The organism is Parabacteroides timonensis (assembly GCF_900128505.1).
GTDB lineage: Bacteria > Bacteroidota > Bacteroidia > Bacteroidales > Tannerellaceae > Parabacteroides > Parabacteroides timonensis.
In genome coordinates, this window is record NZ_LT669941.1 from 3,888,236 (window position 1) to 3,902,557 (window position 14,322).

8 protein-coding genes are annotated in these 14,322 nt (G+C 44.6%); 1 reads left to right on the plus strand and 7 read right to left on the minus strand.

Annotation, left to right across the window (positions count from 1 at the left end; translation table 11 throughout):
• The first annotated feature begins 9 nt into the window (after positions 1–9).
• A complete protein-coding gene (locus tag BQ7394_RS23225) occupies positions 10–2,421 on the plus strand; it encodes a glycoside hydrolase family 2 (RefSeq protein WP_075559564.1) in 2,412 nt (803 codons plus the stop codon).
• Between the two features lie 85 nt (positions 2,422–2,506).
• Here BQ7394_RS23225 and BQ7394_RS23230 read toward each other — a convergent pair whose 3' ends face one another.
• The 7 genes from BQ7394_RS23230 to BQ7394_RS23260 all read right to left on the minus strand — a co-directional run bounded on the left by BQ7394_RS23230 (position 2,507) and on the right by BQ7394_RS23260 (position 14,157).
• Complete coding sequence (locus BQ7394_RS23230) at positions 2,507–4,981, minus strand: outer membrane protein assembly factor BamB family protein (protein ID WP_075559565.1); 2,475 nt, start codon at positions 4,979–4,981, stop codon at positions 2,507–2,509.
• Positions 4,982–5,000: 19 nt separating this feature from the next.
• The gene (locus BQ7394_RS23235) at positions 5,001–5,960 is read right to left on the minus strand and encodes a metallophosphoesterase family protein (protein ID WP_075559566.1); all 960 of its coding nucleotides are present in this window, start codon (positions 5,958–5,960) and stop codon (positions 5,001–5,003) included.
• Between the two features lie 2 nt (positions 5,961–5,962).
• Entirely contained in the window at positions 5,963–6,904 is a 942-nt protein-coding gene (locus BQ7394_RS23240) for an endonuclease/exonuclease/phosphatase family protein (protein ID WP_075559567.1), read from the minus strand.
• 162 nt (positions 6,905–7,066) lie between these two features.
• On the minus strand, positions 7,067–8,854 hold the full coding sequence (locus BQ7394_RS23245; RefSeq protein ID WP_075559568.1) for a RagB/SusD family nutrient uptake outer membrane protein: 1,788 nt from the start codon (positions 8,852–8,854) through the stop codon (positions 7,067–7,069).
• A gap of 19 nt (positions 8,855–8,873) precedes the next feature.
• A complete protein-coding gene (locus BQ7394_RS23250; RefSeq protein WP_075559569.1) occupies positions 8,874–12,338 on the minus strand; it encodes a TonB-dependent receptor in 3,465 nt (1,154 codons plus the stop codon).
• Positions 12,339–12,459: 121 nt separating this feature from the next.
• The gene (locus BQ7394_RS23255; RefSeq protein ID WP_075559570.1) at positions 12,460–13,542 is read right to left on the minus strand and encodes a FecR family protein; all 1,083 of its coding nucleotides are present in this window, start codon (positions 13,540–13,542) and stop codon (positions 12,460–12,462) included.
• Positions 13,543–13,608: 66 nt separating this feature from the next.
• Positions 13,609–14,157 carry an RNA polymerase sigma factor gene (locus tag BQ7394_RS23260; protein ID WP_075559571.1) on the minus strand — a complete coding sequence of 183 codons (549 nt, stop codon included), beginning with the start codon at positions 14,155–14,157 and terminating at the stop codon, positions 13,609–13,611.
• Between the last annotated feature and the right edge of the window lie 165 nt (positions 14,158–14,322).

Consider the following 14,322-nt stretch of genomic DNA (forward strand, 5'->3'; position numbering starts at 1 on the left):
TTGTTTGATATGAAGAATGTTCTATTTGTAGCCATTATCTCCGTAATGGCCTTCTTTACAACCATTCCGGCAAGCGCACAGGTTTCATTTGGCGACCCTGTGAAATTCAACGACGGATGGTTATTCCGTCTGCAGGATGATTCTACTGCCGTCGGAACTGATTACAATGACAGTGAATGGCGAAAACTCTCTCTGCCGCACGATTGGTCTGTCGAAGGCCAGCTATCCCCGTCACTCGCCAGCTGCACCGGTTATCTGCCCGGCGGGATAGGGTGGTATCGCAAGCATTTCAATATTACGGACAAGGCAGCCCGTCATTATATCTATTTTGAAGGGGTGTATAACCGTAGCGAAGTCTATCTGAACGGTCACCTGCTCGGCAAACGCCCGAACGGCTACGTTTCGTTCCTTTACGACATGACCCCTTACCTGAAAGAGGGCGACAACGTATTGAGCGTACGGGTAGACCACAGCCGCTATGCCGATTCGCGCTGGTACACCGGCTCGGGCATATACCGCGATGTATGGCTGGTCTCCGCTCCTGAAATACATTTTGCCCAATGGGGCATCGGCTGGCATGCCACCTCCCTGACCGACCGACAGGCTACCATAGCCGTCGATATGGAAGTGGAAAAAAACAGAGCGACAAGTGATAAACTCGAAGTTTCAGCCACCTTATACGATGCTGACGGCAAACAAGTGGCACAACGCCGCACCCGCGTTTCCGACGGAAAAGAAGGCATCACCAAAGAAACACTCACGCTGAAAGTTGCAAAACCTACCCGCTGGGATCTCGACCATCCGTATCTCTATACACTGGAAACCGAATTGCTCTGCAACGGGAAACGTATAGACGGCAGCAAAACCAATGTCGGGCTTCGTACACTGGACTTCGACCCTAATAAAGGATTTGCCCTCAACGGCAACTGGATGAAGGTAAAAGGCGTCTGCCTGCACCATGATGCAGGCGTACTGGGTGCCGTTGTTCCTCCCGAAGTATGGCAACGTCGCCTGACCAATCTAAAGGAGATCGGTGTGAATGCCATCCGTATGAGCCATAACCCGCAGGCTCCCGTCGTTTATGAACTGTGCGACCGTTTGGGACTGCTCGTCATGGATGAAGTGTCCGATGAATGGGAATTCCCGAAACGTAAATGGATCAAAGGATGGAATGTAGGCGAACCGGGATATGACGGCACCTATGATTTCTTTGAGGAATGGATCGAACAGGATATAACCGATATGGTGCGCCGCGACCGCAATCATCCGTCCATCTTCCTGTGGAGTATCGGTAATGAAGTGGATTATCCGAACGACCCTTACTCGCATCCTATCCTCGACGGTTCGACAATCAACCAACCGATGTTCGGCGGTTACAAACCGGATGCTCCGGATGCCATGCGTATCGGCGTTATTGCCCAACGTCTGGCCGCCTGTGTCCGTGCCGTCGACACTTCTCGTCCCGTGACCGGAGCGCTGGCCGGTGTAATCATGTCCAACCAGACAGCTTATCCCGATGCCATCGATGTAGTAGGATACAACTATACGGAAGACCGCTACGACGAAGACCATGCCACCTATCCCGACCGTGTCATCTATGGCAGCGAAAACGGCTCCGGACTGGAAGCCTGGTATGCCGTCAAGAACAAAGAGTTTATTTTCGGACAATTCATCTGGACAGGAACGGATTACCTGGGAGAATCAGGTGCATGGCCTTCCCGAGGACTGAATACCGGACTGCTTAATTTCGGTAGTTTCGCTAAGCCCCGCGGACATTTCCGTGCTTCGCTATGGAGTGAAAAGCCGGTAACATATATCGGCACCTATCCCAAACGGGAATATCTGTCGGCAGATGCACCGGATATCTGGAATTACGATCCGGGACAGGAGATACGGGTAGTCTGTTATACGAACGCCCCGCAAGCACGTTTGTTACTCGATGGAAAAGTAGTAGGTGACATAAAACCTTACGACGAAAAGACAGGAATCATCCATTGGGATATTCCTTACCAGGCAGGCGAACTACGCGCGGAAGGTTGCGACAAAGAAGGAAATGTACTTTCGAGCTACGTGATCCGGTCATCCGGTCGCCCGTATGCACTTCGTGTCAGTGCAGACCGCACAACGCTCTCCCACGACCGGGCTACGGCACATCTCTTTATTGAAGTCGTTGACGAGAACGGAACAATCGTGAAACTGGGTGACAACGAGATCACCTGCGAGATCGAAGGGCCGGCACGTCTCCTGGGACTCGAAGGCTCCAGCAATACCGATATGACCGACTACACCGACAATCGCCATCGTGCTTACCAGGGCCGTCTATTGGCGTATGTACAGACCACAGGAGAGAAAGGACAGGCACGTGTGAAGTTTACTTCACCGCTGTTACAAGGGACTGAGATAGTACTGAGTGTAGAGTAGAGAACACTTTAAAGATATAAGGGAGGCAGAATCTAAGACCCAATGATAGGTCTTAGGATTCTGCCTCCCTTAATATATATTATCATTATTCAGCGACAAAAGTATACACATTGCCACCGAAGTCGACAGCAATCAGTGCATTCCCTGAAACAGCCACCGAACCGAATACCGGCGCACCTGTCGCATGTTTCCACACCAGTTTCCCGTCTTCTTTATTTACTCCGTAAATAGTTCCGTCGGAAGCACCTACATAGACTGTATTTCCTGCCAGTACCGGACTGGTTTCAATAGTGGCAGCCGGTTTACGGGAATAAGGAGAAGTGAAGACTAATGCGTCGCCGGTTGCAAACTTCCATTTCAGTTCCAGTGTCTCGTTATCCAAAGCGATCAAACCGTCTTTAGCAGAGCCGAAGATAATCTCTTTATCCGTCAGCAAAGGAGTAGAAGTCACATCCACACTGAAAGGTAACTCCTTACGTACAACCACACGGCCGGTATTAGCTTCCAGGATAAAGAAAGACTTATCTGAGATCAAATACAATAAGTTACCATGAACAGCAGCCGAGGCACCACGATTACGCAGACCGTTGGTGTTAGCAGTCCATTTTAATGCTCCGGTCTTCAAGTCGTTGCCATAAAGGGCATTCCATTGGGATGAGCCGATCAGTTTATCACCTGTAACAGAGAAAGTTGTAGTTGTTCCTTCTCCCTGTCCCCAATCCTTATTCTGCCAAAGCACTTTACCGTCTTTCGTTTCGATAGCACATAGACCTTTACCTGTGCCGGCATAAACAATACCATCGGAGGCAACCAAACCTTCGATCAGAGCGGGCAGACCGTTTACTGGCAACTGTTTTTCCCAGCTAAGTTTGCCGCTTTCGGCATTAATAGCATACAAATAACCTTGTGCATCCTGTGCCAAAACCTGTCCGTTATCTATAACGATCGTATTCTTAATGGAGTTGCGCACCGGATATTTCCAAACCAGTTCACCGGTCTTACCGTCGAGAGCATATATATGAGCCTCCACTTTCAGGTTCTCATCCACAGAGGCAATATAGATCTTTCCATTATAAACCAGAGGCGATGTCATATAAATATTTGCTCCTACATTCTTGATCCAGGCCATCTGTAAAGGCTGGTTCAGTGCAGACCCGGCAGATGCGGCATGTTGAGGATTCTCCAACAGGTTCAGCCAGTTACCACCCAGTTTCACCTCCGCAGGAGCAGCATGGTATGTAAAGGCACTTTCTGTTTCTGCCGTTTCTCCGTTATTGAAACGGGCTTTTATCTTTAAGGTAACAGCCTTTCCCTCCTGTTTGGCAGTCAAAGGGACTTCAGCATTCCAGCACCAGTCGGTAGCTTGTTGCAATTTCTTGTTATTGAACAGGGCTTTACCATCCACCAGACAGGTATAAGTTACCTCTTTTACCGGAGTTACCGATGAATAAGCATTCACAACCAAAGGCACGGCACCCGAAGCCAATACAGGGATCTGTCCCTCTACCGGGGAAGCGATCTGAATCTGTTTATCCAGATAAGTATAACGAAGTTCAGAAACGAAATCTCCTTTCTTATCGACATGAAGGACACGGAAAGCACTGGTCGAGTGGTCGATACCACCTTTATCTAACGTTGCCGTAGAAATAGAGTATACATCTCCCTGTTTCTTCATATAGTTGATATGCCAATGACCGTATACCCAGGCCTTCAGATTATGTTCGTTCAGGTTGATCTGCTCCTGGTCGTTGATACCGAAAATGAACTGGTCGCCATACGTCAACAGGTCATGATTGAAAACGACGATCGGCTTGCCTTGCGGAACCTGTGCCAGGTCATTTTTCAGCCAGCGGTAGACATCTTCCTTCGTATAACCGGGTTGATAGTCGCCACCGGCCATCGGAGTTACTATATAGTGTGTGCTACCTGCATCGAATGAATAATAGACAGGACCGTAGATACTTTCAAAAAGCTCTTCGCCATATTTTCCCTTCACCAGGTCGTGGTTACCGATAGCATAAAACATCGGGCAATCCATATTGGCGGTATTCATCATTTTGATATGTGCCTTCAAACCTTTTTCATAGCAGATATCGCCTGTGTGCATAATAAAAGCAACCTGTTCATTGGCTGCATAATCGCGCACATTATTTACCCAGTCGCCATGATTCTCCGTATTGAAAATCTCGGTATCAGCGATATGGACATATTTATGGCTACCGTCTTTCTTGATACCACCATTATAAGGTTGCAAACCGAACTCATACGCTTTCTGTTCGCCGTCGATACGGATATAATGTTTGTTATCCGTCTTATATCCCGAAGGCGTGGTGATAAAGATAAACCGTTCGCGGGGATGTCCCGGTAAAGAAAACGACCCGTCGGAAGCCGTTTTCACGACATTCAGTCCGTCGGAAACAGCAATGCCAGCCATCGGTTTCTCTCCTTTATCAAAAACTCCGTTATTGTTCTTATCTACAAAGACTCGTCCAGTATAGGCAGCGCTGGCAGAGAATGCCACACAGCTCAACAGGGCGATGTTCAGAAATGTTTTTTTCATGTGATTGATGTGTTTATATTTAGAATGTTAGTTGTAAATCTTCTATCCAGGGTACTAAAGGTTGCGAGCGGTCGGTAATACCCAGTTCTTCGGGACCCGGAGCAATGAACTCGCTCTTTACTCCCTTCAGCTCCATACCCTTATCTGTCAGTGTAACAATCCCGTAAAGGGCATCTTTATAAGGCAGCGTATATTTCAAAGCCGGTCTCTTCTGATTGATCTCGTCGCTGAAACGTTCCGGACAGGCATATTTCTCGCCTACCCACTGATTGGAAGCACTGTTGATCTGGATATAGGCAATGCCGTTGATCTCTTTCATATAATTCGTATGGTCGTGCCCACTGAAAGCGACTGCTACCTTTTTATATCCGGCGCGTTGGTTTTCCTCTTCAAAGATTTTCCGGATATCTTCACGATTCTCTGAAGAACATTCGAAGCTCTGATGAGAGAAGATGATACAACGTTTGTCGGTAGCCTGCAGGTCTTTCTTCAACCATTCCATTTGTTCGGGATCTACCAATGAGATCTTTTCCGCTTTATAATAGTTTCCTTTGTCATAAGGGAGATAATTCTCCCCGTCATGGATATTATTCGGATCGAGTACGATAAAATGGAAATCTCCCTTATCAAAGGAATAATAAGGACTCTGCATCCCCGTAAACTGGATAAATTCTTCTTTCGAACAATTATCCATATCATGATTTCCAAAGACCATATGTTTCTCACCGGGATAATCCTGCCAAAGTTTCAGGAAAGGTTTGTTTTCCTCCTTTGGCATACAGAAGTCGCCGAGTTCAATGATAAAGTCAACTTGGCTTTCCTCGGCAGCCCGTAAGAAGGTGCTTAAACGTTCTTCCGCATCATGCGCGATGTCCTGATGAATATCAGATATGATAGCAAATGTAACAGGCTTCGTTTCTTTCTGGCAGGAACTGAATCCCAGACAGAGAAGAAGAGATAAGAATAAATGTTTCATCATGATTATTTCTTGATTTTGAAGGTTGTCAATACGAATCCGTGATCGGAAGCATAAAAGAAATCATCTCCTTTGAAAGAGAATGTTTCGCCCAGGATATTATCATAACATTGGGACTCTACTGCCTGTATCGTCTTACCCTGATAATAGATAAAGTCGATACGGTCCTGACGGTTCACTGTTTCCAAAGAATCAGCATCTGTCAGCCAGGTTGTTCCGATGTTCTTCACCGGATCGGGATTGATCTCGCGGAAGCTGTCTTTAAAATTAGCGGCTTCCATCTCTTTAGATACCGTCCAGTTGACAACAGCGCCCCCATGATTGTACATATCCTTGGTCGCTTCGGTCCAATCCAGGTGAGAATGACTGTTGAAATCGCCACCCATAATGACCGGAATGCTATCAGCCTCGGCTATCACCGGTTTCAGGACACCCAATATTTTGCGTATCTCGTCATCCCGTGTACCGGCATCGTCCCAGGCTAGTATTTCTTCTTCCGACTTGTCGGTAGGTGTCAGACGCATATCAGGCAGATAATGTATCCAGGTGTCAAACAAGCGGACCGGTGTTCCATCCATATCTATCTCCACTCCTCCGAAATTGAATGTACCGATCACGTCTGGATAAGTATATTTCTTTACAATCGGATAACGGCTGTAGATACAAAGATTATCGGAAATCAGATAATGTTCATACCCAAGCGAATCGGCAACCATAGGTGCTGCCCCATATGTTTCAACCATCAGGACAACATCAGCCTGACTTTTCTTCAATACGCCAATAATGCCGTCACAGGCTTTTTGACCATAGGTTTTTGAATGGCCGCCATGCCAGATATTCCAGGCAAGGACAGTGAGTTCTTGTCCTTTTTCCTGTTCGGAGCAGGAAGTAAACAGATTGAGAAGCAATATTGCCGACACAATACAAGCGAGGATCTGTGTTTTCATGTGTATAACTTATCGATATTAATATAATTCTACCACAAAGATAAAAAGATAAAAGCGATTCAAAAATATATCTCAAAAGTCTGTATCCGTTACAATGTCAGATACAGCTTTTGAGATATAAGAATAATTTATTTTACCTATAAGTAAAAGCGTGATGAATTATTACTTCCAATATTGGTTCTGAACCAGATTCGGATTATAAGTCAAGTCCTCTGTTGCAATCGGAGTATAGTAATATTTAGGTTCTATAAAATTCCAACGACCAACCTGTGATATCATACGGACATATCCCTTATTCCCATTGGTCAGCGAATAAGTATTGCCTTCCAATATTTCAACTTGCAGATTGTATTTATCCTTATCTTCCTGCGGAATAGCATCTGCATCAGCCTTTGTAGCAACAATGGCATAATCCGGTTGTCCATCGCCGGTTACATCCAAATAACCAGGTTCCAAATAAACGCCTTCCGGCACGTTAGCCAGCAGTTTACCACAACCCCAACGTCTTAAATCACCATAGCGGAAACCTTCACATGCCAGCTCAATACGGCGTTCGCGACGTATTTCATAAACAGCACCCTTCTGTGAAGAAGCGACATTCGAATAACGGTTAGCCTGTACCGGATCGATGTTACTCAACCAGTCGGCTAACGAAGCACGCGGCATACCGACACGTTCACGCAACAGATTGATTGTCCGATCCACGTCGTCCTGTGTCAACTCGCCCAATTCTGCTTTCGCTTCAGCATACATCAACAAAACTTCGGCATAACGAATCAGAGGAAGGTCTGTATAAGAATTGCTCCAAGTGATTTGATCAGCCGTGCGAGGTGAGAACTTCACCTGCGGATAACCACCCATTGTCAGCTTCGGACGATAGGCATCTACTTTGTCTGCCCGAACAAAGCCCGGTGTCATAAAAGTCTGTCGCATACGCGGGTCACGATTTTCAAACACTTCTGTGAACTTCTTAGTCGCATAACCCGGCACATCCTGGAAACGTTTTGTCTTTCCATCTTCCACCACCAGATAATCCTCCATCAAATCACGTGACATACTGGAGTTGAAGTCAAACAATGATCCTCCGGCATTATGAGTACGGCCCAACGCCTTATCATAATCTTCGAAGATAATCATCTCTTTATTGCCACTCAAATCCTGGCTACAGAACATTGCTTCATAAGCATCTATATCGCCAGACTTGGCTGTCGACAATTCGTACATACCCGAATCCATAATCTTTTGGCAAGCATCTATCACCACCCGCAAGAAACGTTCGGAGTCATTCAGATTCAATTCCGGATGATATTTACGCCAGCAGCCTTCATCCAGGGCAATACGAGCCTGCATGGCCAAAGCGCCATTCTTAAACCAACGTGTCCGGCTGGTTCCGGCTGTCATATTATTAACGGCAAACTCCAGATCCGCCATGATAGAGTCTACAACCAAGGCGCGAGGATCTTGTGTCTTATAGAGCAAATCCTTGTCTGTTGTCTGCAAATCACGGCTATACCAAGGCACATCCGAGAAGGACAAAACCTTGTCATAATACAATTTCGCACGGAACATACGAGCTAATCCGATATAATGGTTGATTTCCGTAGGATCGCCCTGTGCCTTACCGGCTCTGGCCAACATAAAATTGACATCCCGAATATCTTCCCAATCCCAGGTGCTCCGGTTATCCGGATTCACCTCGCCACGCATCATGCTGTAAATATCCTTACTTTCCGTATAAATCATATTATCGGAAGGAGCATCCGAGTAGCCGGAAGTAATCTTTTCATACAAACCGTTTGTATAGGCTTCCAAGTCGCTTGTGTTGTTGAAAAATCCGTCTTCCGTGATTGAAGTTTCCGGATGTTTTTCCAAAAAAGAGTCGTTACATCCGCTTAAACCTAAAAGACCGATGCACCCGAACATCCATATTTTTATATTATTCTTGATCATAACTTATGTCTTGCTAAAATTAGAATGTAACATTTAAACCGAAAGAATAGGAGCGCTGCAACGGATAAATCTGTCCGCCCAAACATTCCGGATCCATCTTATAGTATTTGTAGAGACCAGTGATTTCACACAGGTTATCGCCGGAGAAGAAAACACGAAGGCGGCTGATATTAACCTTTTCCACCCATTTCTGAGGAAGCGTATAACCAAACGTCAAGTTCTTCAGACGGGCATAGGCCGCATTCTGCAAATAACGTGTCTGCGGAATAGCCAATCCTCTGTTAGCGACATAGGCCTGGTAAGACTTGACACGCGGGAAGAATCCATTCGGATTTTCTGTTGTCCAATGGTCGTTATAGTTACCATACGTAAGATTTGTCCACGGATCATAATACATACCCCAGAAATACGGGTCGCGGGTCGGATAGTAATCCTTTTTCATAATACCCTGTATAAATATGCTGAAGTCGAATCCGTTCCAATCACCATTGGCTGTGAAACCGAAAGCATAACGGGCCTGATCATTACCGATAACCTTATAGTCACCATGGTCGGCCAATGTGTTGGCACCTTTATTGATCTTGCCGTCGCCGTTCAAGTCCTTATATTTGACATCACCCGGAGCCATAGGCGGCGTACCGGGATACGGATCGACTTCTGTATGGTCGGCACTGTTGTCAATATCTTCCTGAGAAGTAAAGAAACCATCATTCACCAATCCCCAGATTTCACCCCATTCTTTACCTACATAATGATCGCCTAAACTACCTGTTTCATTGGCATATTTTGTGATCTTAGAACGACTGTCGCCGATATTAAAGCTCGCGCCATAGTTGAACGGCTTGCCTGCCAGTTTAAACTGGTCACGCCAGCTGATTGTCAAATCCCAACCGGTAGTCTTCAAGTCGGCCGCATTTTCCAACGGAACAGCCGTACCCAATACTGACGGCAGTTTCGCACCGCTTCTCAACATATCTTTCGTACGGCGGATATAACCATCGACAGTAGCTGTCAAGCGATTATTGAAGAAATTGGCATCCATACCCCAGTCGGAAGTCGTCACCGTTTCCCAAGTCAAGTCGCCGGCGACCAACCCCGGAGAAGAAACATAGACAGGCTGCTTGCCATCCAAAATGACTTTCGACTTATCGGAACCCATTGTTGCCAAATAGGGATAATAGTTGTCTTTCAGATATTGATTACCCAAACTACCGTAAGAAAAACGTAATTTCAGGAAGTTAACCACATCTCTAAGAGGCTCAAAGAAACCTTCCTGTGAAATGACCCATGCAGCAGATCCGGACGGGTTGAAAACAAAGCGGGAATCTGTCGGGAAACGTGAAGTGCCGTCATAACGGGCATTCACCGCCAGGATATAACGATTATCATACGTATAATTCAAACGGCCGAAAACACTTCGGAAAGACAATTCTCTGATACGTTGAGTAACAGTCATGTCGCCCGTAGCCAAATTAGGTGTAGGCAGTCCGTCTGTAATTAGCTCCTTTCGCTGGGCATACTCATAAGATTCACTCCAGCTTTCCTGGTTGTAACCCACCATAGCCGTGAAATCGTGCTTATCATTAAACAACTTATGGAAAGTTGCATACGCATCGAAAGTAACCGTTGACGCTTCCGTATTATCGAAAAAAGCGGAAGAAACCGAGTTCTGATACAGAATAGGAGTTTCCGGACCTTTCCGGTAAGGGACAGACAATTGCGCACCGTCCTTATTATTCCGGTTAGCGACATAGGCAAACGAACCGTTGACAAAAAGAACATCTTTAATAATGTCCAGCTTAGTCGTAAACTGCGTTGTCAAAGTAGTTTTGTTTTCTTTCTTACGTCCGCCTTCCGCAAAACGTCCCATGATAGCGGCGCCGTCTTCAGTATAAGAACCATCCGGATTCTTTATAGGCACCAGCGCATTACGACGGTTTACAGCCCAATAATAATCATCCCCCAAAAAGTAAGGAGCATCATAATCGGAAATTACCAAACTGGTATTATTACCCAACGTCCACCAATCAGTCAGTTTGAAATCCAGCTTGGAACGCAAATTGTATCGGTTAAACTTATCCGTCCCTTGCGAAACCATACCATCCTGGAAGTTATAACCAGCAGAGAAATAGTAATTCAGACGATCGGTCTTTCCGGAGACATCGACAGTGTGATTCGTTGAGAATGCCAGGTTCTTATAGGCTTCACCAAACCAATCGGTCTGACCGAAATAAGCATAAGTACCATCCGGCTTCAGGAAATAAGGGGATACGCTCGGATCAGACGAAACACGCTTCGCATATTCCAATTCTTCCTGATTGTGGTTCACACCCCACGGATAATAGAAATCATTACGTGCCGTTGCCACCGTATAAGGGTCTGTAATCACCTCTGCCATACTACTCAACTTACGCATGGCAAAATTGTTACTATAATTTACGGTCAGTTTTTCCTGTCCGGCCGTCTTCGTTGTCACCAAGATAACACCAAACGCAGCACGTGAACCATAGATAGCTGCCGAAGCTGCATCTTTCAAAACAGAAATACTTCCGATATCAGAGGGGTTCATACGGTTCAGCTCCTCTCCCGTAGAGACAACACCGTCAATAACAATCAGCGGATCCCCCCCATTGATAGAAGTCGTACCACGTATATTAAATGTAGGTGAATCCGTTGCCTGGCCACTACCGATAGAAACGGTCATATTAGCAACTGAACCCTGCAAGGCCTGTCCGACTGTCAAGACCGGACGGTTTTCCAACACCTTAGTTGAAACAGTTGCTACTGCTCCGGACAAATCCACTTTCTTCTGTGTACCGTAACCGATAACAACCACTTCTTCCAACGCCTCGCTGTCTTCACTCAAAGTAATATTCAATGCACTTTTCCCTTTTAACGCAATATCCTGTGTTCTATAACCAATATAAGAAATACTGATTGTCGCATTCGGATCCACATCCGACAAAGAGAAATTACCATCCATATCCGTAATCCCACCGATAGTTGTCCCCTTCACCAGCACGTTCACACCGATCAACGGCTCGCCAGTTGCATCTTTCACATTACCAGTAATAGTTATCTTCTTTTGCTGCTGAACTTCAGCAGCAAAACTAACAGATCTGTTAGTTTTTTCATTGCGGCGAATGATAATCTGACGATCGTTGATGATATACTCGATGTCTGTTCCTTCGAACATATTCTTGAGTATCATTTCAACCGTCTGGTTGTGAACGTCCACACTTACTTTCCTGTTCAAATTGATATTTGAACCGTGATACACAAAAATAAATTCACTGTTCTTTTCGATGTAATTAAATACATCTTTTACGGTCCGGTTGTTCATACGAACGGTCAATGTGGTTTGCTCCGCATAGGCCGATGCTGCGTAGATGGCAGATCCTCCATAACTAACCAGACATAAGGCTAAACATGCACTTTTAAGAAAATGAGCCGGTTTTCGGCTGAATTCTTCATTCTTTTTCATACATTTGTAATGTTTTTTCTTTGATACATAAATTAATAGATTAAACAAGAGACTTTAGAACCGAGTGATATGGCCGTATCGTTCGGTTCTTTTTTAATTAAATGTCTTCCCCATAGGCATTCTATTTTGATATTATTATATTATTATTCGCATCTGTTTTATACTGAAGGAATAGGGACTGGCAGAGGATACTGATCACATCCTCCATATTTTCTCGCAAGTCCAGCTTCCCGGAAATGGGGATATTCCCAATCTCTTCATTATACCAAATCTTACGTCCGTAATAACGAGACAACCGGTCCAGCGTCTCTCCTACTTTCCGGTCACTTAACATCATCATGTTATCCTTCCAACAGATATATTCAAAAACATCTACCTCCTTTACATCCGTCCCTTTATCATTTATTTCAATCATTTGATTAGGAGAGAGTATAGATTTAGTATTCTTACCGGAGCTGACTTCTACCCGTCCATCGACCAAGACTACGGAAGCCGACGCATCTTCCTTATAAGCACAAACATTAAACTGTGTACCAAGCACTTTGACATCGAAGCCGTTCGCTTTGACAATAAATGGCCGCGAAGGGTCTTTCGCCACATCCAGATAAACCTCGCCTTCGACGATAATCTCCCTTTTATCTTTTTTGAATACAGCAGGATAGAAAACACGTGTACCGGCATTTACATACATCCGCGTTCCATCCGAAAAAGTAATGTCCGCCCTTCTGCCTTTTGGTACAATAATCTGGTTTATTTCTTCTTTTTTCTCTTTCCTATCTTCCGCCGTTTCTTTCTTTACAACGTGTTCTTCCACGTTCGACTTTCCTTCTGCATCGTATGTAATAGACGATTCGTCTTTCAGCTGCAACTTCTCTTTACTTTCAATCAGAACAATTTCATTACCGGACAAGGAAGATGTGTTATTTTCAAGCAAAGCTAGCGACATGGAAGAATCTTTATTTCCGTCTGTCCAAAAATAAAGACCGACAGAAAGAAGTACGGCTATTGAGGCTGCAACAGACCATATAAAGCGGGAGCGCAACCGGAATGAAGTATGTGGCCGACTCAAGCCAGCCTCTATCTCCTGCCAAGACGCCAATGCTTCCTGCCGACGATCGGGCTCTGCTTCATGTACTTTCCGGAGCAAGTCCTTACCGGCCTGTTCGAACGATTTCTTATCTGATATTTTTTGTTTTCTATTCACGAGTAACCTCTTTTTACTCCTATTACGGGAAAGAGTTCATTTGGTACTCACTTTTTTTGAATAAAATCAATTATTTTTTTGATATAATTTCCGAAGACAAGATAATGACCTGAATAGCAGATTTTTACTAGACTGATAATTGATTCCCATAATCTCGGCTATTTCATCATGCTTTAACTCATTCACGTAATACAAGTAAATAATCTCTTGTTGATGGGAAGATAATTGTGAAAAGGCCTGCATCAGATGTTTAGCTTGATTATCAGTCTCCGATTCATCAAAAGAAAGTAATGGTATCAGTTCGTCGGTCACGAACACTTCTTCATACAGGGAGATATCGTCGGTGGCTTTCTCTTTTTCGAGTGTATCATACAATTTATTACGTAAGGCTTTGATCAAGTACCCTTTCACGTTCGGAGTGGTGGAAAGAGACTGGTAGTTCTGAATTAGCTTTATGAAAATATCCTGGATGCAATCCTTTACTAAATCCTTATCCGAGACCAATTTGGAGCCATAATTATACAATAAAGAATAGAAGCGACAATAGATTTCTCTAAAAGCCTCTCTATCCCCTGTCAAACATAATCCCCATAATTTTTCATCGGATATTTGCATATAAATATCTACTTATATAATTATTGTAACAGTCTTTCAACAACAATTAGGGTGCAAAAATAAAAATGCATTATTACACTCATATTACATCAAAATTAAGTAAATATTAGTATCCGGATCATATAATTTCATAAGCTCATAAATAGTATTACACTCTTAACGCAT

What these genes read in the sequence shown, in the direction of transcription:
- BQ7394_RS23225 (WP_075559564.1), top strand. Translation starts at nt 10, where the DNA reads ATGAAGAATGTTCTATTTGTAGCCATTATCTCCGTAATGGCCTTCTTT.
- BQ7394_RS23230 (WP_075559565.1), bottom strand. Translation starts at nt 4,981, where the DNA reads ATGAAAAAAACATTTCTGAACATCGCCCTGTTGAGCTGTGTGGCATTC.
- BQ7394_RS23235 (WP_075559566.1), bottom strand. Translation starts at nt 5,960, where the DNA reads ATGATGAAACATTTATTCTTATCTCTTCTTCTCTGTCTGGGATTCAGT.
- BQ7394_RS23240 (WP_075559567.1), bottom strand. Translation starts at nt 6,904, where the DNA reads ATGAAAACACAGATCCTCGCTTGTATTGTGTCGGCAATATTGCTTCTC.
- BQ7394_RS23245 (WP_075559568.1), bottom strand. Translation starts at nt 8,854, where the DNA reads ATGATCAAGAATAATATAAAAATATGGATGTTCGGGTGCATCGGTCTT.
- BQ7394_RS23250 (WP_075559569.1), bottom strand. Translation starts at nt 12,338, where the DNA reads ATGAAAAAGAATGAAGAATTCAGCCGAAAACCGGCTCATTTTCTTAAA.
- BQ7394_RS23260 (WP_075559571.1), bottom strand. Translation starts at nt 14,157, where the DNA reads ATGCAAATATCCGATGAAAAATTATGGGGATTATGTTTGACAGGGGAT.